Origin of the sequence: Streptomyces sp. NPDC101225 (genome assembly GCF_044767585.1) — a bacterium.
Classification (GTDB): domain Bacteria; phylum Actinomycetota; class Actinomycetes; order Streptomycetales; family Streptomycetaceae; genus Streptomyces.
Window position 1 is genome coordinate 23,639 of record NZ_JBIWOE010000011.1, and the last position, 19,247, is coordinate 42,885.

Genomic DNA, 19,247 nt, shown 5'->3' on the forward strand with positions numbered 1-19,247 from the left:
TTAGACTCACCACATGCGAACCCGCGCTGCCGCCTTTGTCGGACGCCCCGCCGAACTGGCGGCCTTGCGTACGGTCCTCGTGGATGCCCGCCGCGGTCACGGCACGGTGGCCTTCCTGACGGGTGAGCCCGGAATCGGGAAGTCCCGGCTGCTGCGGGAGTTCCTCGGCTGCGCCGTGGACGCCGAGATGCCCGTGCTCCGCGGCCGCAGCAGCGTCACGGGGCCACCGGTGCCCTTCCGGCCACTGACCGAGGCGCTGATGTCCGTCGCACGGACCCTGGACCCGGATCTGGCACGTCAACTGGGTCCCTATCAGAGGGTGCTGGGGCGTCTGGTGCCCGACTGGGCGGACCCCGACGGGCAGTACGGGGACGCGTCGATGGTCGTCATCGCCGAGGCGGTCCTCCGGCTCACCGCGCTGGTCGGCCGGGAGAACGGGTGCGTGCTGGCGCTGGACGATCTGCATGAGGCCGACCCGGAGACCCTGGCCGTGGTGGAGTACCTGGCGGGGAACCTGGCGGGCCAGCCGGTCGCCGTGGTGGCCTCGGTGCGTACCGAGTCGCCGGGGGCCCATCTGCTGGCCGAGGAGGTGAGCCGGCGCAACGACGGCATCACGCTCCCCCTCACCCGGCTCGGCCGGCCCGAGGTGCACGAGCTGGTGACGTCCTGCCTGGAGGCCGAGCCCGGCCTCGTACCGGCCGAGGTGTCCGACCGGCTTCTCCACGACAGCGCGGGAAACCCGCTCATGGTGGAGGAGCTCCTGCACAGCATGATCGCCACCGGCGAGCTGGTGTACGCACAGAACGCCTGGCGGCTCACGGGCGTCACCGCGGGCTCGGTGCCACCGACGCTGGTCCGGCTGATCAGTGCCCGCGCCGACCGGCTCGGCCCCGGCGGCTCCCGGCTGCTGTCCGTCGCGGCGCTGCTGGGCCGCCGCTTCCAGCTGACGCTCGCCCAGCACGTCCTCGGTCTCGACGACCAGACCCTGCTCAACGACGTGCAGTCGGCGGTGGAGGCGCAGTTACTCACCCCGGACGAGGGCATACCGGGCTGGTACACATTCCAGCACCCGCTGGCCGTGGAGGCGCTGCGCAGCAGACTCAGCCCCGGTGAACTGGCCCGTACCGCGCTGCGGGCGGCCGAGACGGCGGCGGAGCTGTATCCGGAACTCCCCGACGAGTGGTGCCAGTTGGCCGCACGGCTGCGCGAGCACGCCGGCGAGTTCACGGCTGCCGCCCGGCTGTATCTGGAGTGCGGTCGCCGCGCCACGGTCGCGGGCGCGCCCGGCTCCGCCGTCGCCGTGCTGGAGCACGCCCGGTCGGTGCTCGACGACCCCACCGGCGGCGTCAGGCACCACGGTCTGCTCACCGAGATACTGGAGGCACTGCTCCAGGCACTCGCCGACGACGGCCGGTTGGAGAAGGCACTGGCTGTGGCGGAGGAACTCACCGCGCAGGCACCCGGCGACCGCACCCGGCAGATCGGCCGGCACATCCGTCTCGCGTGGGCGGCGCAGGTGGCCGGGCACTGGGCCCAGGGCGACGCCCAGGTGTCGGCGGCACGGGAACTCCTGCCCGGGGCGGCGACCGAGGAGCAACGGGCCTCGCTGGACGCGGTGGCAGCGTATCTGGCCGTGCTCAGCCCGGCCGCGGACCGGATGGCCCGCAGCGCCGAACTCGCCCGCAGTGCGGCGCAGCGGGCGGAGCGTATCCCCCTGCCCGCGGCCGTCTGCCAGGCCTGGTACATCCTCGGATTCGCAGGCCGCGAGCACGACCTGACCGAGTCCGACGCGTGCTTCCGCCGGGCCCTGGACTGCGCCGTGGAGCACGGGCTGACGGCCTGGCGCAACTACGCGCTGGTGGGCCTCGGCGGCAACGCCTGGCTGGCTCAGGCCGACGCCGGCCCGCTGACCCGGGCCCACCAGGAGGTACTTCGGGCAGGCGCGATCGCCCTCGCGCAGAACGCCTCCGCCGTCCTGGGGCTGCACCGGGTGCTGACGGCCGACTTCGAGCGGGCCGAGGAGGAGCTCCAGACGTGTCTGACCCAGAGCCGGGGACTGCGGCTCGTCACGGTGACGCACTACGCGCTGATGGCCAGGGTCGTCCTCGCCGCGCACCGCGGCCGGCGTGAGGAGATGCAGGCCGCGATCGCGGAGTTCGCCCGTCACGGCGGTGACGACTCGGGGGAGGCGTCGCTGGTGCACGGGCTGGGCCGCGCCTTCTGCGCGCTGCTGGAGGAGGACCGCGCCACGGCGGAGCTCGACATGGCACGCGTCACCGCGGAACAGGGGCGCCGGCAGAGCCCGTTCCACCTCGACGGACATCATGGTCTCGGCATACTGCTCGACGTGCTCGCCGGGCGGGCCGACGAGGAGCGCCTCCGGGAGGCGGCCGCCACCGGCGCCGGCGGGATGCGGTGGAACCGTCAGTTCGTCGCGCTGGCGGAGGCGGTTCTCGCCGGGCGGCGTGCGGACGCGGCCGGCGTGAGCGAGGCGATGCGCCGGGCCGAGGTGGCGGCGGGGCCCTTTCGCATGGCCCGGTGCCTGGGGCTGCGGCTGGTCGCCGAACCGGCGGCGGCCGAAGGATGGGGCCGGCCCCGGGACTGGCTGCGCGAGGCCGAGGAGTACTTCCACCAGGCGGACGTGGGCCCCGTGGCCGGTGCCTGCCGGACGATGCTCCGGCGGCTCGGTGAGCCGGTCCGGCAGCGCCGCACGGGTACCAACCGGATCCCCGACGCCCTGCGTCGGCTCGGCGTGACCGTGCGCGAGTTCGAGGTGCTGGAGATGATGCCGGACAAGCCCAGCAACAAGGCGCTGGCGGCACGGCTGCACATCTCGCCCCGTACGGTCGAGAAACACGTGGCGAGCCTGATGCTGAAGACGGGACTGCCGGACCGCGGCGCCCTGGTCGACCGCGCGAGGGAGCTGCTGTCGCGGACGTGAGCCGCCTCGCCGTGCGTGTTCCTTCCGGGAGCGGCTCGGGCGGGTGCGGCGGGCCCCCGGTGTGATGTGACCTCCCGGTGTCCGGCGGATCGCCGTGGGCGCCCGTCTTCGAATCTGGGTCGGCGCTACCCATGTGTGCGGGGACGGCGCGCTCCGATGATGCCGGTGTCGCGACGGCGCGGCGACGGACGACGCGCAGAGAGGGGGCCGCCGTGGAACTCGGCGAGCCGATACTCCCCCACCCGGCACCGGGTGGGGGAACGGACACGATGTCACCCGGACCGTCCGCGGGTGCCGGGCCGGGGCACCGGCCGACGGCCCCGGGCCGGACACCGCACCGGCCGGAGCGACCGGATTCACCGGGCTCGCTCGACGGGCCGCACCGGCCGGAGCCGGGGCCGCACCGGCCGGAGCTGCTGGAACTCGCGCTCTGGGCCGCGGGTGCCGTCCCGCGCCGTGCGGTGTCCGGCCCCGCCCCGGTGTCCGGCCCCGGTGGGCGGCTACGGCACGACGCGCCGGCGTCCCGACCTGCGCCGCGGCCCGGCGTCGACGCGCTCGCGCGGGCGCAGGACGGCGTCCGCACCGCCCGGGAGCGGCAGGGACTCGCCCGGTACGCGGAAGCGACGGCCTTGGCGGACGCGGCGCTGCTGTGGGCTCGGCGGGCCGGTTCGGAGCCGGAGAGAGTCGCCGCACTGCGCGTTCTGGGCGTGTCGCTGTGGCAGGGCCCCGAACCCGCGGGTGCCGCCGCGTTCCGCATCCGGGCCCTGCTGGAGGAACACGGTGCCGGGCGGCCCGCCGCACGCCTGGCGCTGACCGGCCCGCTCGCGGTGTTGTACGGCATGCGGGAGCGCTGGGTTCCGGCACAGGGCGCCCTGGCCCTCGCCCGCGCCGCGGTGGCGGAACTCGACCCCGCGGGCGGCTCCGTACTCCTGCCCGTCCTGACGGCTCGGGTCGAGTCGCTGGCCGGCCGGACCCGGCAGGCCGTCCACCTGCTGGAAGCGGCGGCGGACTCGGCGGACCTGCTCGGCCTCGGCCTGGTGCGGGAAGCGGCGCGCCGGGCGGTCCTGCGCCTGCTGGCCGACACGGGCCGGTACACGGAGGCCATGGAGTGGATGCCCGTGCGCGACCCGCGCGTCGAAGCGGTCGGTGACCGCCGGACGGCGTGGTCGCTGAACGGTGACGGGTCGGCGGGAGCGGCGGCGCGGATCGCGGCGGTCCGGGGGCACGACGAGGAAGCGCTGGCACTGGCGGAGCGAGCGGTGGACGCGGCGGCGGCGACCGACTCCCCGGTCGCCCGGGCCACGGCCCGGCTGGACCAGGCGGAGGTGTTCAGGCTGACGGGCCGCCGGGACGAGGCACGCCGCGCGATCTGTCTGGCCGGCTGCGATCTCGCCGGGAAGGGGCACGTGCCCGGCGTGACCGACGCGGCGGCGCGGCACGCGGCACTGGCCTCGCCGCCGCCGTCATCGCCGTCGCCGTCGTCGCCGGGCGTGCCGGGCGGCTGACCGCGATCCGAAACGCCGTCAGGGGCCGTCGCCGCTCGGGCGCACGGCCCCTTCCCTTGACGCGATGCCCACGGGGACTGACCTGATGCCCACGAGGCCCGGAACGGCTCCCGGACGCGTCCGAGGGGCAGGAGGCCGGTCGGCCCTTCCTGCCCCTCAGAGTTCACATCCGGTCCGGTACCCGCGAAACGTCCCGGTCCCGGTGGCCACGAGCCGTCGGTCAGAAGCTGACGGGTGACGGCGTCGTCGTGGCGGTGGTGGTGATGACGGAGAAGACGGTCGTCGTCGGGGGCAGCTCCTGTGCCGCCGAGGCCGCCAGCTCCTCCTCGTCCACGAAGGTCCGGTACCCGTCGATGAGTTCGTGCACGTTCATCTGGGGCTCCTCATCGTCCGCGGTGGGTTCAGCAGGTGTGTTCGGCGGTGAGGGAGATCGTCACGCCGGTGATGAGGCTGAGCGTGATCGGCGACTGCTCCTCGACGACGTCGACCGACTGCGCGGCGAGCTCCTCGACGTCGGTGTAGGCGGCGAAACCGTCCATCAGGTTCTGAGCGGACATGTGCTTCTCCTTCTTCAGGGTTTTCAGGGCTTTTTTCGGGGTCTTCGCGCGTTGTCCCGGGGGGTCCCGCGCGCATTCTTGTCATCTTTCATGACACCGTGAGTCACGGAATCGTGCACCGTCGGCGCGAAACCGCCGACACCGCCAACTAATTGGTGATCGTGGGCGTCGCGGTTTCCGGGATCGAGATGGTGAAGATGGTGGTCGTCGGCAGGAGTTCCGCCGCCGCGCCGGCCGCCAGTTCCTCGGCGTCGACGAACAGCCGGTACCCCTCGACGAGATCGTCAGCGGTCATGTGTCGCCTCCCCGTGCGCGAGCGGGTCAGCAGCCCGCCTCGTACGTCGCCGTGACGACGCTGAAGGTGACGATGCTGAGCGTGATCGGCGACTGCTGGTCGGCGACCTCAGTGGCCGACTCCGCGGCAAGCTCCTCGGCATCGGTGTAGGCGGCGAAACCGCCCATCAGGCCCTGCGTGGACATACATGTCTCCTTATCGACATCGACAGTGAAGCGGGGACTGCACCCCGCCGTTCAGTCACCGGCGAGGGCATGACCTATTTCTACGGCCCCGGCGGAACCGATGTCAAGAGACGTGACTAGACTTGTCATGGACGGGGATGCCTGGGCGCTCTCACCAGTCATGGACAGCGGTCCGTCGGCGTGCCGACGATCGAAGCGCCGGCACGCGGAGGAGCCGTAAGCTACTCGCACCTCCTTGACACGACGCGGAATGGACGGCGGATGGAACTGTTGGGCCAACCGGAGTTCGGCCGGCTTCTGCGCAGACTCCGGGCCGAGCGCGCTCTGTCACAGGCGGACCTGGTGGGTCCCAAGGTCTCGGCGAGCTATGTCTCCCGCCTGGAATCCGGTGACCGGGCGGTGACACCTCAGGCGGCGACGCACCTGGCGGAGCGCCTGGACGTCGCGATCGATGTCTTCCAGGTGGCCGCCGGCGCTGCGGACGGCGACCGGGCGCCCGCGTTCCTCGCCGCCGGGATCACGGCGCTCGACGACGGCGCGCCCGCCGAGGCCGTACGGCTGCTCACCACCTGCGCCGCCCTGCCCGACGTCTCGGCGGACCATGCCTGGCAGGTGTGGTGGTTCCTGGCCCGGGCCCACGAGCGGCTCGGCGACGTCCACGCGCAGCGGGACGTCCTGGAACGGCTGCGCCGGGTCGCTCGCGAGTCGGGCATCACCCACCTTCGGGTACGGGCCTCGGCCGCGCTGTCCGACTGCGACCGGGTGCTCGGGAAGACGGAGAGCGCGATCGTCTGGGCGCGCGAGGCCCTGACGGTGGCCGAGGGCGCGGCGAGTGCCGATCAGGCGGAGGCGCTGCTCACCCTCACTGCGGCCGAGGTGGCGGCGGGGCGGCTCGGCGAGGCCGAGGAGCACGCCGGTCTGCTGCTGGAGCGGGCCGGGGAGATGTCCGGGCCCCGGCGGGCCCGCGCGCTGTGGACGGCCGCGGCGGTCCACTCGGCCCGCGACGCGCACGACCGGGCGCTGCCGTTGCTGGAGGAGGCGCTGGGGTTCTCGGACGCGCGCGGCGACCTGCTGCTGTGGGCCCGGCTCCGCCTGGCGGCCGTGTCCGCGCACGTCGAGGTACAGGGCGCGGTGACGGAGGACGCCGAACGCTGGTGCCGGGAGGCGGAGACCGCGCTCGCCATGATGGACGGAGCCGGATACCTCTCCGAACTGCGGGCCGTGCAGGCGCTGATCGCGTTCCGCCGTGGCGACATGGAGGCTGCGGTCGGCCTGTGCGGCGAGGCCCTCGCCGCGTCCGGCACGATGACCCACCAGGACCGTGTCCGCACCGAGATCCTGCTGCACGAGGCGGAGCTGGCGGCCGGTGCCGGTGAGTCCGCCGCGGCGCAGCTGCGCAGGATCGCCGAAGAGGCCACCCGTTCCGGCAGCCTCGGTCTCGCCACGCGCGCGTGGAAGGCGCTCGCGCAAGCGGCGGCGAGGTGATCAGGAGCCAGCGCCCGCGCGCCCGCGCGTCCTGAGTCGCGTCACCGCGGCCCGCGGATCGGCACACGCCCGGCCACCGCGCCGACGTACCGCCGTACGGTCACCGCACACCCGGCCACCGCGCCGATGTACCGCCGCGCGGTGGCCGTCCCGGAGATGCCGGGCCGCCGGGCCCGGAAGAGACCCGGCCGCCGGGCCCGGCCGTCACCGTCGGCTGTCGTGGGTCCCGTCACCGGCCGTGGGGCGCGCACACCCGGGCGGCGTCCCATCCGGCGAGGGCGTCAGGGGCCTCCGCGGCCTCCATGGCCTCCGAGACCAGGTCCAGGTAGGTGAGCAGCTGCGCGTGCCATGCCACGTATGCGGCGAAGTCGTGGGCGTGGGTGAGGCTGCGCAGGACCACCGCCCGGCGGACGGCGGCCGGGGAGGGCTGTCTGCCGTAGCTGTCCAGGAGGGCCCTGGCCAGGGCGACGTGGTCGGCGGTGCCGCACACCCCCCAGCGGTGTCCGGCGGCCATCTCCGCGAACTCGGCCAGCTGCCAGGAGACGTCGAACTCCCATGAGCCTCCCGTGAGTTCCTCACCCGTCAGCAGCACCGCGCGGGCCGGCCCGGACGGCAGGACGAGCGCGCCCAGGGACGGGCCGCCGTGCAGCAGGACGCGTGGGCCCGGGCCGTGGGCGGCGCCCCCGCTCCAGTCGGCGATCAGCCGCAGCCGCCGTTCGCCGAGGCGGGAGCGGGCCGCGGCGTGCAGGCGCGGGGCCGCGCCGGGGCCGGTCCCGGCGCGCAGCCAGCGCAGGAGCCGGGCCGGTGCCGGGGGCAGGCCGGGCGCCTCCTCGGCCGCGGGCCGGGTGTGCAACGTCCGCAGAGTCGCCCCGAGGCCCCGGACGGCGTCCTGTACGGCGGCCTGGGCGCGCGGCGCCGGATCGCGGACGGCCGCGGCGGCGGAACGGGTCCCGGGTGCGGGGTAGCGCAGCACCCCGGCCTGGCCGGGGTCGGGCGTGGCGAGGGCGAGACCGACGGGAGCACCGGCGGACGCCGTGCGCACCGCGGCGGCGCGGCGCGCGCCGGGCAGCGGCAGCGGGGTGTCGCGGGCCGGGCCCGGGCGGCGGGCCCACACATAACCGCCGGTGGGCACCGCCAGGATGGCGGTGCCGATGTGCCGGGTGCCCAGTTCACGGGTCAGCCGTTCGTCCGGTGCCACCCGGATGCCGGTGCCGGGGGCGACGTCAGACCGCGCGGGCATGCGGCTTCCCCTCCGTCCGCCGGGGAGCGGACCGGTGACGTGCGATCAGGTCCAGCAGCGCGGGCAGCGGTGCGGCGGCAGAGGCGTCGTCCCGGCCGGTGGAAGCGCTGCGGCCGGGATGCGGCGATGCGACGGCCACGTTGTCGTGCCGCTGAAGCGCCTTGAGGTGGCCGCGGTAGGCCGGGCCCGCCTCGGCGCCCGGGGGGAGCGCGGGGGCGATGCCGATGACCGCGCGGGTGCAGTGGAGTGCCATCAGTACGGGCGTGTCGGCCAGCCCCTGGGCGAAGCGGCCGATGAAGTGCAGGCCCGCCGGATGCACGGCCACGGCGTCCGCCCACTGGGCGAGTTCGACGTGGTCCACGTGCGGCGCCGAGGGGTCGCCGGTGCCCGGCCACACGTCCAGCAGTACCTCGCTGCCCAGGATCGCCCCGAGGGCGGTTCTGCTGACGAACCGTTCGGCGGTGCGGGTGACGGCGAGGCGGACCTCGGTGCGGGGCCGGGTGACGCGCAGCCAGTTCAGCCAGAACGGCAGGAAGGCGACACTCAGCGCCCCCGTGCCGAACAGCAGCAGCCTGGACGGTGCCCACTCCGGGGCCCCCGGCTCTCCGGCGGACTGCTCCCGCCCGGTGTCGGCCGTCTCCGCCCGCGTTCCGGTCGTTGCCCGCGCCTGCTGCTCAGCCATGGTGCTCCTCCACGGCCGTGAACACGTCCTCCAGATCGGCCAGCGCCTCCTGGACGCCTTGGGTGAAGTGGACGCCTCCGGCGCTGAGGATCACCTCGTCGATGCCGGCCGCGCGGTGCCGGGCCAGCTCACGGGCGATGTGCGCGGGGCTGCCGTAGACGAACACGCCGGCGTCGACCAGCTGTTTGGCCTTGACGCGGAGGTCGTCCTCGGCACGTATGGCCACGCCCGCGCGGCGCAGCATGTCGAGGTAGTGGGGCGCGGACAGGTGTCCGGCGGCCACGGCCGCCACGAGGGAGGCGGGGTCGCGGCCGGGGCGGTCGACGGCGAGGTGGACGACTGTGGCCACCCGTGGGGGGCGTCGGTCGCCGGCCCCGTCCCGCAGCGCGGGGACGAGTGTGTCCCGTACGTAGTCCGCGGGAGTGAGCCAGGTGATGGCGACGTCGGTCACGGGGGCGGCCGATCTGGCCATGGCGGGGCGCAGCACGCCCGCGCCGACCTCGACGACCGGGTGCGGGCGAGTGGGCGTCAGCGCGGTGCGCAGGTGGTGGTATTCGCCCGCCACGTCGGCTGTTTCGCCGTCGAGCAGGGTGCGGGCCGCGGTGAGGAACTCGGCGGCCGCGGTGCGCGGGCTGCGGTAGGGCGCTCCGCGCAGCGAGGCCACGAAGCCGGGGGTGGCGGGGCCGTACCCCATGACCACGGGCCGGCCGGTGATCAGTGCCAGGGAGCGGGCCTGGACGGCGGCGTCGTACGGGGTGCGCAGCGGAGTCAGGGACACGCCGGTGCCGACCGGGAGGCGCAGACCGCGCCCGGCCAGGTGGGCGAAGAGCTGCAGGGAGTCGAGGCGCAGTGACTGCCCCGTCCACAGGCGGCGTGCGCGGTGTCGGGCCACCAGTTCGGCGTAGGGCAGTGCGTCGTCGACGCAGTCGGGCTGGTGCGGAATCATCACGGCGGGCTTGGCCCGCGAGGGCATGACCATGGCAGGGATCCAATCGTCGTTCAGCGCCCGGCGGCCGTGAGCGGTTCCGGCTGGCCGGTGGGCGGGCTCTGCCGCGTGTGCAGAGGCCGTCGGGGCGCGGCGGCCGGCGTCGGGGCGGGCAGCACCTCGCGGAGTGAGGTGACGTTGTGGGCGGGGTCGGCGGGGTCGACGCCGGCTTGCAGCAGGCTGTCGCGCACGGCCTGTTCGCGGCCGCGGGCGGTGGGGTCGAGGGCGTGCTCGGTGAGTCCGGCGGCCAGCGCGCCGGCCCGGTGCTCGCCGAAGCTGACCCGGCGCATTCCGGGCCTGGTGTCGTCGGGTTCCCAGGCGGCGCCGACGCCGGGGGCGAGTTCCCTCACGAAGGCCGAGACCGTGCCGCCGAGTCCGGGAAGACGACGGGCGGCGTCGGCGATGAGTTCCGCCGCGTCCCAGCTCTCCGGGCCCAGGTAGACGACGCAGGCGTCCTGGCGGGGGTAGGCGGTCCGGGAGGAGGCGATCTTGGCCCGGTACGGAAGCTGTTCGCCCTCCAGCAGGCCCAGTACGTCCGCCCAGACCCGCGGTGCCGCCTCGGGCGCGGTGACGTGCAGATAGACCCGGAGCATGCCGGTGGGGCGGACGCGGGCGGGCACGGTGGACTCGCAGAGGAAGAAGCCGGGTGACACAGCGGGGCGGGCGGCATCCAGGCGGACGGGGACGCGTGCGGGGGCGGGGGCCCCGGGGCGGGCGGTGCCCAGGCGCTCCTGAGCCAACGTCACCCGTACGCCGTCCAGGAGGACGGGGACGCCGGAGTCGTCGCCGTCGCCGAGTCGTTCCACGTCGCGGGTGATGTGCCGGTGCGGCATGGCGGCGAGCAGCCGTGCCTCCAGCGCGGGGTCCGGCAGTGACCTGGGGGCCAGTGCCTCGACGTCGTCGCTACGGCCCATGTGGTGGCGCCGGTAGAACTCGGCGGCGAGCGCGGCGCGCAGGGCGCGCGGGTCGTCGGCGGTCACCTCCCGTCCGAAGGTCAGGGCGCTCGTGGCGTCGGCGGCGACGGTGGTCTCCGCGAGGATGCGCAGGATCGACGGCGCCAGCGGGGCCGGGGCGTCGGGGGTGGTGTTCATGCCTGGGTTCCCTCCCAGCCGAGTACGGACACGAAGGCGCGCGGGGAGAGGAGGGCGGTCCGGCCGATGCCGGCGGCCGCGCGCTCGGTGGCGCCCAGACGCGCGCTGCGCTCGGCCGAGGCGAGGAGCCGGTCGAGCAGGTGCCAGCCGGCGAACGCGGTGGCCCGGACCAGCAGATCCGGGTCCCGCTCGACGGCGTCCGGTCGCGTCTTCGTGTAGCCGCGGTGGAAGGCGGCGATCAGCGGGGTGACCCGGGCCAACTCGGCGATGCCGGTGGCGACGACCTCGTCGTGCGAGACGACCGCTCCGGGGTTGTGGCGCAGGCCCGCGGGCACCTTGAGCACCGCCCGGTGCAGCCAGTCACCGGCGAAGCTGCCGAGGTCGCGGGCGGGGTCACCGTGGCGGAACTCCTCCCAGTCGGTCAGCAGCACGCGCCCGTCGGGTGTGGTGAGGAACTGGTCCAGGCGCAGGTCGCCGTGGATGAGGGTGGCGGGGGCGTGTGCCTCGTCGTCCCGCAGCTCGCGCAGCGCCTCGTGCAGCGCCGTGTCGCCCTGCAGCAGCCGCCATGCCTCCAGGGCCCCGGCGCTGGCCCGGGTGTACAGGGCCCAGGGCAGGGCCCGCAGGTGGCCGAGGGCCGGCAGAGGCAGCGGGGCGGACTCGATGCCGGTCCGGTCGGCGGGCCGCAGGGTGTGCAGCGTGGCGATGATCCGGCCGGCCTGCCGGGCGAGGTCGGTGCCGAACTCGTCCCGGGCCGCCAGGTCGCTGCCCGGTGACGCCCCCTCCACGAGTTCGAAGACCAGGAGTCGGGCCGTCTCGTCCGAGCCGATCAGGCGGGGACGCGGAACGGGCCGTCCCCCGTCGGCCGTTGCTGCCGAGACGGCCTGTTCGAAGCGGAGCACCCGGCGGAAGCGGCGCAGCGACTCCGCGGTCTCCCCGCCGATGTGCTTGACGAAGACCGAGCGGCCCCGGGTGGTGGTGCCCGCCCAGTTGTCGTTGCGGCCGGGGTAGGCGCTGAGCGTCTCCTGGGTGAAGGTCCCCGTTCCCAGGCGTTCCAGGAGGCCTGGTACGGCGGGAAAGTCGGACAGGTCGGCGGGGGCGATCCGACGGCGGGTGTGCTGGTCCGTCCTCGCCAAGATGTCGAGTGTCATGACTGGACCGTAGCCCCGACCCTCCTCCAAATGTCAAGAACGAAGACACGCTTGGCATAAAACTTGACAAGCCCTGGGTTCGATCGGGTATCACAGTCGGTGCCCCCGCGACTGCCCGTCGCGGAAGCCGGCGAACCGACGGAGGAACAGCCATGTCGGCCCATCACATGCCCGTGAAACCCCCGCGTCCCCCGCTGCGTGTGCTGCGCCAGGTGGCCCGGGACACCAGGAACACGGTCCCGGCCGTCCTCCTGGCCCTGGTCGCGACCGCCGCGACACTCACCGTTCCCCTTGTGGTCCGCCGCATCGTCGGCGGCTTCTCCCAGCAGCACTCCGTGACACGCTCTGTCATGTTGATGACAGTGCTGGCGCTGGCCGGTGCGATCGCGTCGGCCCTCTCCTCGTTCTGCCTGGCACGGGCCGGCGAGACCATGGTGCTGTCCGTCCGGCAGCGGGTGGTGGCCCACGCGCTGCGCCTGCCGCTGTCCGGCGCCCGCAGGATCGGTGCCGGCGAACTGGTCGCCCGGGTCACGTCGGACTCCGGTCAACTGCGGTCGGTGGTCGACATCGGCGTCACCCAGCTGCCGATGGCGGCGCTCACGGTCACCGCCACCCTGATCATCATGGGCCTGCTCGACTGGGTGCTCCTGCTCATCGTGCTGGGCACCTTCTCGGTGGCCGGACTGGCGATCGCCGTCTTCATCAAGGGCATCCGGCGCAGCACCGCCGCCCAGCAGGAAGCGCTCGGCGAACTCGCACAGCGATTCACCTCCACCCTCGGCGCCCTCGCCACCGTCAAGGCCAGCCGGGCGGAGGCCCAGGTCACGGGTGCCATCGACGCGGACGCGGTGACGGCCGCCGGCTCCGCGGTCGCCGCGGCCCGACGTCAGGCGTTCGTCACACCGATCATGGGGCTGGGCCAGCAACTGGCCCTGATCGGAGTGGTGCTGGGCAGCGGTGCCCGGCTCGCCTCCGGCTCGCTCAGCATCGCCGGGTTCGCCGCGTTCCTGCTGTACCTCCTCCAGCTCATCGCCCCGCTCACCCTGGTGGCCAGCGGCATCGCGCGCCTCCAGCTCGGATTCGCCGCGCAGTCGCGCATCGAGGACATCCTCGCCGAGCAGACCGAGGACACCTCTGAGGGACCGCGCGCGCTCCACGAGCCGCTCCGCGCACCGTACGTGGGTGCCGACGGCCGGCCCGGCGCCACTCCGGCGACCCCCGCCGACCCGGTCCACCCCGCCGGGCCCGCGATCGAGTTCCACGACGTCACGTTCAGCCATGACGGGTCCCGGCGTGCCGCCGACGGGCTGTCCTTCACCGTGCCCCGGAAGGGGGTCACCGCACTCGTCGGCCCGTCGGGGGCCGGGAAGACGACGGCGCTGAACCTCGTGGAGCGCTTCCTCGTGCCCGACAGCGGCACCATCCGGGTCCTCGGCCGTGCCACCACCCACTGGCCGCTGGGCGAACTGCGCGGCCATATGACCTATCTGGACCAGGCGTTCACCCTCCTCGAAGGCACCGTCAAGGAGAATCTGCTGCTCGGCCGTACCACCCCCGCCACGGAGGACGACCTGCGGGAGGCGCTGGCCGCGGTGGGGCTCGACGAGGCGGTCGCCCTGCTGCCCGAGGGGCTCGACACCACCGTGGGCCGCGGCGACGACCTCTCGGGAGGCCAGCGGCAACGGCTCGCGCTCGCCCGCGTCCTGCTCACCGACGCCCCGGTCGTACTCCTGGACGAACCGACCTCCCAGCTCGACAGCATCAACGAGAACCGGCTGCGCGAGGTGGTCGACCGCCTGTCCCGGGACCGCGCGGTGGTCGTCGTGGCACACCGCATCTCGACCGTCCGCCAGGCCCAGCACATCGTGGTCCTGGAGGAGGGCCGCTGCCTCGACGCGGGCCCCCACGACCAGCTCCTCGACCGCTGCGGCATGTACGCGGAGCTGGTCCGGGGCCAGCGGCTCGGCCTGCGGGCGGGCGCGGGTGTCTGACACGACGCACGTGAGATCCGCGCGTACTTCCGCCACCGGCCGGCTCCAGCGGTTCACCCTGCCCAACGGCCTGCGGGTGGTGCTCGCGCCCGAACAGGGCACCGGCGTCTGCGCCGTCGGCCTGCGCTACGGCGTGGGGTTCCGCGACGACCCCCCGGGCCGTCCCGGGCTCGTGCACCTCCTCGAACACCTGATGTTCCGCGGACGCCCCGGCACCTCCGACGACCCGGGCGCCGCCGGCGTCCCGGGACGTGCCGGCGGATACGCCAACGCGGCCACCGGCCAGGACTCCACCGACTTCCACCAGGTCGTCCCGGCCGGCCTGCTGGCCGGCGCACTCGCCGCGGAACACGACCGGATGGCGGGGCCCCGGCCGAACGCGGCGGCGCTGGCCACCGAGCGGGACGTCGTCGCCGAGGAGATCCGGCGCAACGTCACCGGCCGCCCGTACGGCGGGTTCCCCAAGTCCCTGCTGCCCCCGCTGCTCTACCGCTCCTACGCCCACACCCACGACGGGTACGGGGACATGGCGGCGCTCGCGGACGTCACCCCGCAGGAGTGCCAGGACTTCTTCGACCGCCACCACACCCCCGGCAACGCCGTCCTGACCGTCGTCGGCGGCTTCGATCCGGAGACCGTACGGCGGCTGATCGGGCGACGGTTCGGCGACCTTCCGGCGCGCCCGGTACCGCCGGGGGAGGCCCCGCCCGAGCCGGAACCGGTCACCGACCGGTACGGACGGCACACCGACCCGCTCGCCCCGCTGCCCGCCGTCTGCGTCGGCTACCGGCTGCCCGACCCCGCCGCCGACCTGACCGGCTACCTCGCGCACGTGCTCCTCGCGGCGCTGGTGGAACAGCGCCTGCGCGGGAGGCTGGTGGCGCGCGAGAACACCGCGGTGGCGGTGACCGCCGACTGCGGACTGGTGGGCGGACCGTTCGCCGCACGCCATCCGGTCACCCTTGCCTGCACCGTCACCCATACGGAGACGATCGGTACGGACGCGGTCGTGAGCGCCCTCGACGCCGAACTCGCCGCGCTGGCCGGGCACGGACCGGACCCCGACGAACTCCTCCTCGTCGCCAACCGGTGGATCAGCGGCCTGCTGCGGCACCACGACGCGCCGCACGTCCGGGTACGTTCCCTCGGCGCCTTCGAACTGATCCACGCGGACGCGGCCCTCTACGAACGCGTTCCCCGCCTGCTGGCCACCACCACCCCGGCCGCCGTGGTACGCGCCGCACGACGGCTGTGCGACGCGCACCGCGCCGTCCTCACCCTGGTCGCGGAAAGCCGACACCCCCGCACCCCGCTCCCCCACCGTGAGGCCCTCGGATGACAACCGGCAGGACGATCAGCACGACCACGCGTCCGGACGACCGCGGCTCGGACCGCGTACGTCTTCGCGCGGCCACCCTCCCGCCGAGCGCGGCCACCCTCCCGCCGAGCGTCACCGCCCGCCTCCCCGACGGCCTGTCGGTGACCGCCGTCCGGCTGGCGACCGTGGCCCGCGTCGAGATGCGCCTCACGATGCCCCTCACCCCCGGCCACGCGGGGTCCCGGTCCGTCGGAACCGTCACCGGACCCGTGCTGTCCGCACGGGCCGCCGTCCTCGCGGCCTGTGTGCTGCGCGGCACCACCGGGGCGGACGGCACCCGTGTCGAGACCGCCCTCGGCCGGATCGGCGGCGACGTCGTACCACTGGTGGGCGCCGGCTGCCTGGCGTTGCGCGGCGGCGTGCTCGCGGACGGCCTGGACGAACTGCTGCGCACGCTCGCCGACGCGCTGTCCCGCGCGGAGCGTCCCGACCACGAGGTGGCGGCGGCACGCACCGTGCTCCGCGGTCAGACGGCCGTGGCCCGGGCGCGTCCCGCCCTGGCCGCCCACGCCCTGCTGTGCCGGCACGCTCCCCGCTGGGCCGGCGACCCACACCAACCACCGGCCCCGGATCAGATCGCCGCGGTCACGCCCGGACAGGTACGGGAACTGCACGCCCGGGTGCTCGTCCCGGCGCGCGCACGGCTCGTACTGGTGGGCGACCTGGACCCGGACGAGGCCGTGGACGCGGTGCGCGAGGCCTTCGCGGGATGGTCCTCCGACGCCGCACGAGCCCTCGTACGGGATCCGGACCTCGTACAGGATCCGGACCTCGTACGGGACCCGGACCTCGTACGGGACCCGGGCGAAGGCCTCCCGCACACGCCGACCGAGGACACCCCCGCCGGCACGGTCGGGCTGCATCCTGCCGTACGGGAGGGCACCGCTCAGGTGCGCCTGTGCGCCGCGCGCTGCGACGAGCCGCTCACCCCCGCGCTGCGCCTGGCGTCCCTGGTCTTCAGCGGTCACCCCGCATCCCGGCTCGTCGCCCGTCTGCGGCGACGCCACGGGTACACGTACGCCGTCCGGTGCCGCCCGGAGAGCCTGCCCGGTGACGGGACCGGCACCGGTGCGGGCGGCCCGCCTCCGCCACCGCCGGGCCACCGTCTGTTCATCGAGGCGGACACGGCGCCTTCCAAGGCCCACGCCCTGCTGGAGGCCCTGGGCGACGAGATGGCGCGGATGGCGTCGGACCCGCCCTCCCCCGCCGAAGTGGCTCAGGCGGCCGCCCACTTCACCGGAGCCTCGCTCACCACGTGGGCCACACAGGCGGGCCTGGCGGACGCACTGGCCCATCACCCGGGTGCGCTGTCGCCCGCGGATCCGGCGCAGCTGTGGGATCTGGTGGAGAACCTGCGCCGCACGCCGCCCGACGCCGTCGCGGCCGCCGGTCGCGCCTTCTTCCCCGGCCGTTTCACGGGCGTCGTGATCGGCGCGGAGGGCCCACCGCCCGGCCCGAGCCGCCACTGGACGCTCGGCGGGCCCTCGGGCGCCGACGGCTGACCGCGCCGTCGTTCAATACCGAGTGCCCGCTGTCGGGTCAGCCGCGGGGTGCGACCAGCGACTGGACGTCGGGCAGAGCGCGCCAGTCGTTGGACGCGACGGTGGCGTGCGCTTTGGCCAGTGCGGCGATCCGGGCCCGGGCATCCGCGTCCGAGGGGTTGGTGTCGTCCAGGGCGGGCAACACGTTCTGCGCGTCGGTCATGATCAGCAGGTAGTGGTGGGTGTCGTACCAGCTCGTATCGATGGTCCCGTTGAGGTACGTGGCCGCGTCGCCGTCGAACACCACGAACCAGGGACGCAGCGAGGTATCGGCGTAGCGGGTGCGCGGGTCGCCGACCTGGGCGCTGTGGACCGACGGGAAGATGTTCGCCTGCGCGGCCTTGCCCTGGGTATGCAGGTCCCGCAGATAGCCTGCGTACTCCCGGTCCGTCCACAGGGTGTCGGTCGGGTTGTTCTCCTCGACGGTGCCCGGGATGATCTCGAAGATCACCTTGCCGGCGAGCGCCTGCCGGGTCGGCCAGTTGTTGGCGTCTGCCGCGTCGTCCAGGGTGGCGTACTGGCCGCCGCCGGGCTTGTTGAGCAGATCGTTCGGCTTGAAGACCAGGTTGCCGAGGTGGGAGCTGATCGACTGGTCGAGCTTGGCCGGGCTCATCCCCAGGCTGGCCTGGAAGCCGGCCTTCATCTCCAGTTTGATGATCAGCGGGGCGTGCCCCGGGTGCGCGCCGAGCCAGACCCGTACGTCGTCCAGGCAGCTCTCCAGGTCCTTGTTGGCGCCGCCGGTGTAGAGATCGGCGGGGACCGACGCGTTGACGCAGTTGTTGCTGTTGCTCGTCAGGCTGCCGTGGCTGACCTTCCACTCCTGGGTGAAGAAGTCGTCCCAGACGTCCAGTTCAATCATCGAAGTGCCCGTGTCGAGTGCCTGCGCGAGGTAGGTGAACGCGCTGGGCTCGTAGGTGTTGTGCAGGCCGGATGTGGTGGCGCCCGAGAACGGAAGGGCTTCCGTTCCGCTGGTGTCGGCGGCCGACGCGCCGCCTCCGGCGCCGACGAGGGCGACCGCCAGGCACGCGGTGAGCGTGCCCATCAGCGCCGTACGCAGTCCAACGGAAACTCGGCGGTTCAACTGACCGATCACGTGTCCTCCAGTGGGTGGCTTCCCGTCAGGACGTTGACGGCCACAGATGAATCGACGGGGACATGACATATAACGGCATCCGGATTCCTGCTGTCAGCCCCACTCTTCAGAGGCATGCGGATTCCGGTCACCCAGCAGGAGCCTGTGGCCCCCGTACCGGACGCTCAAGTAGATGAATCACGGGGGCAGTTGGGGCGTGGGGATTGGCGCGAATCGTACCGTCACAGGTGTGACGAGAGGTGTCGCGAGCCCGCACCAAGCTCAGCGGGCGGCTCCGTCGCGCACACCCCCACGGAAGTCCCCATCGCGAGGCGCCCCGCGGTGGGCGCACCCCGACGCCTCCCGGCCGGCAACGCAGGGGGCCGCCCCGCAGGCCGGGACACCCGGGTCGTGGGTGCCGCAATCGCGGGCGCTGCCCAACCACCCCGCATCTGACTGCAGATGAGCACCGCCACGATGTACGCGCACCGCTTCGACGCCCCCAACGACGAGACCACCGGCGTCATCGGCGGCAGCGAACCGGGCGTGCCCGGCTACTGGGCGTACGGCGTCGAGATCGCCAGGGCCTGGGAGCAGGCTCAGCAACAGGCCGCAACTCCGGCCACGCGCAAGGTCGCTCTGCGCTCGGCCATGGTGATGAGCCCGGACCCCGGCGGGATCTTCGCCGTCTTGCTGGGACTGGCCCGCCTGGATCTCGGCGGCCCGGCGGCGCGGGCCGGGCCATCGCCGGTGGGGCGCAGTACCTGTCGTGGATCCACGAACACGACTTCGTGCGCGCGGTGGAGTTCCTGATCGACCGGGAGGACATCGCAGGGCCGGTGAACCTGGCAGCCCCCCACCCCCTGCCGCAGCGCGCCTTCATGCGTACCCTGCGCTCCACATGGGGTGTGCCGGTGGGTCTGCCTGCGACCAAGTGGATGGCCGAGCTCGGCGCCCTCGCCCTGCGCTCCGACACCGAACTGCTGCTGAAGAGACGCCGCGTCGTCCCGGGCCGGCTGACCCAGGCAGGCTTCGACTTCCACTACGCGCAGTGGCCACAGGCCGCGGACGAGCTGGTACGCAGGGTACGCGAACGGAGCGGGGGCGTATTTGCAGCACGCCGGTGAACAAATCCAGGACGGCATCGGTAG

General features: G+C 74.0%; 16 protein-coding genes and 1 pseudogene. 7 read left to right on the forward strand and 10 right to left on the reverse strand.

What is annotated here, in order from left to right; genetic code table 11:
* Positions 1 to 13: 13 nt before the first annotated feature.
* Both ACIRPX_RS17840 and ACIRPX_RS17845 read left to right on the forward strand, forming a co-directional pair.
* On the forward strand, positions 14 to 2,941 hold the full coding sequence (locus ACIRPX_RS17840; protein ID WP_404194948.1) for a helix-turn-helix transcriptional regulator: 2,928 nt from the start codon (positions 14 to 16) through the stop codon (positions 2,939 to 2,941).
* Positions 2,942 to 3,210: 269 nt separating this feature from the next.
* On the forward strand, positions 3,211 to 4,446 hold the full coding sequence (locus tag ACIRPX_RS17845; RefSeq protein ID WP_404194951.1) for a hypothetical protein: 1,236 nt from the start codon (positions 3,211 to 3,213) through the stop codon (positions 4,444 to 4,446).
* Positions 4,447 to 4,666: 220 nt separating this feature from the next.
* Here ACIRPX_RS17845 and ACIRPX_RS17850 read toward each other — a convergent pair whose 3' ends face one another.
* The 4 genes from ACIRPX_RS17850 to ACIRPX_RS17865 all read right to left on the reverse strand — a co-directional run bounded on the left by ACIRPX_RS17850 (position 4,667) and on the right by ACIRPX_RS17865 (position 5,483).
* Entirely contained in the window at positions 4,667 to 4,819 is a 153-nt protein-coding gene (locus ACIRPX_RS17850; protein ID WP_404194953.1) for an LxmA leader domain family RiPP, read from the reverse strand.
* A 28-nt stretch (positions 4,820 to 4,847) separates the two neighbouring features.
* Positions 4,848 to 5,003, reverse strand: coding sequence for an LxmA leader domain family RiPP (locus tag ACIRPX_RS17855; RefSeq protein ID WP_404194955.1), 156 nt, complete (start codon positions 5,001 to 5,003; stop codon positions 4,848 to 4,850).
* 148 nt (positions 5,004 to 5,151) lie between these two features.
* The gene (locus ACIRPX_RS17860; RefSeq protein WP_404194958.1) at positions 5,152 to 5,298 is read right to left on the reverse strand and encodes an LxmA leader domain family RiPP; all 147 of its coding nucleotides are present in this window, start codon (positions 5,296 to 5,298) and stop codon (positions 5,152 to 5,154) included.
* Positions 5,299 to 5,324: 26 nt separating this feature from the next.
* Complete coding sequence (locus ACIRPX_RS17865) at positions 5,325 to 5,483, reverse strand: LxmA leader domain family RiPP (protein ID WP_404194960.1); 159 nt, start codon at positions 5,481 to 5,483, stop codon at positions 5,325 to 5,327.
* A gap of 261 nt (positions 5,484 to 5,744) precedes the next feature.
* Here ACIRPX_RS17865 and ACIRPX_RS17870 point away from each other — a divergent pair, with 261 nt between their 5' ends.
* Positions 5,745 to 6,968: a helix-turn-helix domain-containing protein gene (locus ACIRPX_RS17870; protein WP_404194964.1), complete on the forward strand. Its 1,224-nt coding sequence runs from the start codon at positions 5,745 to 5,747 to the stop codon at positions 6,966 to 6,968.
* Between the two features lie 229 nt (positions 6,969 to 7,197).
* Here the strand turns inward: ACIRPX_RS17870 and ACIRPX_RS17875 are convergent, their stop codons facing one another.
* From ACIRPX_RS17875 to lxmK, 5 genes are read right to left on the reverse strand one after another with little or no spacing between them, the layout of a single operon-like run.
* Entirely contained in the window at positions 7,198 to 8,208 is a 1,011-nt protein-coding gene (locus tag ACIRPX_RS17875) for a hypothetical protein (RefSeq protein ID WP_404194967.1), read from the reverse strand.
* Positions 8,192 to 8,890: a flavoprotein gene (locus ACIRPX_RS17880; RefSeq protein ID WP_404194969.1), complete on the reverse strand. Its 699-nt coding sequence runs from the start codon at positions 8,888 to 8,890 to the stop codon at positions 8,192 to 8,194. Before ACIRPX_RS17880 ends, ACIRPX_RS17875 begins: the two co-directional genes overlap by 17 nt.
* Positions 8,883 to 9,869, reverse strand: coding sequence for an LLM class flavin-dependent oxidoreductase (locus tag ACIRPX_RS17885; protein ID WP_404194972.1), 987 nt, complete (start codon positions 9,867 to 9,869; stop codon positions 8,883 to 8,885). The genes ACIRPX_RS17880 and ACIRPX_RS17885 overlap by 8 nt, the downstream gene beginning before the upstream one ends.
* A 20-nt stretch (positions 9,870 to 9,889) precedes the next feature.
* Positions 9,890 to 10,966, reverse strand: a complete 1,077-nt coding sequence (locus ACIRPX_RS17890; RefSeq protein ID WP_404194975.1) for a T3SS effector HopA1 family protein — start codon at positions 10,964 to 10,966, stop codon at positions 9,890 to 9,892.
* Positions 10,963 to 12,114: a class V lanthionine synthetase subunit LxmK gene (gene lxmK / locus ACIRPX_RS17895; protein WP_404194977.1), complete on the reverse strand. Its 1,152-nt coding sequence runs from the start codon at positions 12,112 to 12,114 to the stop codon at positions 10,963 to 10,965. The genes ACIRPX_RS17890 and lxmK overlap by 4 nt, the downstream gene beginning before the upstream one ends.
* Positions 12,115 to 12,266: 152 nt before the next feature.
* Here lxmK and ACIRPX_RS17900 point away from each other — a divergent pair, with 152 nt between their 5' ends.
* Genes ACIRPX_RS17900 through ACIRPX_RS17910 form a run of 3 tightly spaced genes read left to right on the forward strand, consistent with a single transcriptional unit; the run spans position 12,267 to position 16,985 of the window.
* Positions 12,267 to 14,105 carry an ABC transporter ATP-binding protein gene (locus tag ACIRPX_RS17900; protein ID WP_404194979.1) on the forward strand — a complete coding sequence of 613 codons (1,839 nt, stop codon included), beginning with the start codon at positions 12,267 to 12,269 and terminating at the stop codon, positions 14,103 to 14,105.
* 10 nt (positions 14,106 to 14,115) lie between these two features.
* Positions 14,116 to 15,444, forward strand: a complete 1,329-nt coding sequence (locus ACIRPX_RS17905; protein ID WP_404194982.1) for a M16 family metallopeptidase — start codon at positions 14,116 to 14,118, stop codon at positions 15,442 to 15,444.
* Positions 15,441 to 16,985 carry a M16 family metallopeptidase gene (locus ACIRPX_RS17910; RefSeq protein WP_404194985.1) on the forward strand — a complete coding sequence of 515 codons (1,545 nt, stop codon included), beginning with the start codon at positions 15,441 to 15,443 and terminating at the stop codon, positions 16,983 to 16,985. The genes ACIRPX_RS17905 and ACIRPX_RS17910 overlap by 4 nt, the downstream gene beginning before the upstream one ends.
* 37 nt (positions 16,986 to 17,022) lie before the next feature.
* Here ACIRPX_RS17910 and ACIRPX_RS17915 read toward each other — a convergent pair whose 3' ends face one another.
* The gene (locus ACIRPX_RS17915; RefSeq protein ID WP_404194987.1) at positions 17,023 to 18,117 is read right to left on the reverse strand and encodes a phosphatidylinositol-specific phospholipase C domain-containing protein; all 1,095 of its coding nucleotides are present in this window, start codon (positions 18,115 to 18,117) and stop codon (positions 17,023 to 17,025) included.
* Between the two features lie 384 nt (positions 18,118 to 18,501).
* Between ACIRPX_RS17915 and ACIRPX_RS17920 the strand changes: the two are divergent.
* Positions 18,502 to 19,223, forward strand: a pseudogene (locus ACIRPX_RS17920) (DUF1731 domain-containing protein); the annotation flags it as partial.
* Positions 19,224 to 19,247 lie beyond the last annotated feature (24 nt).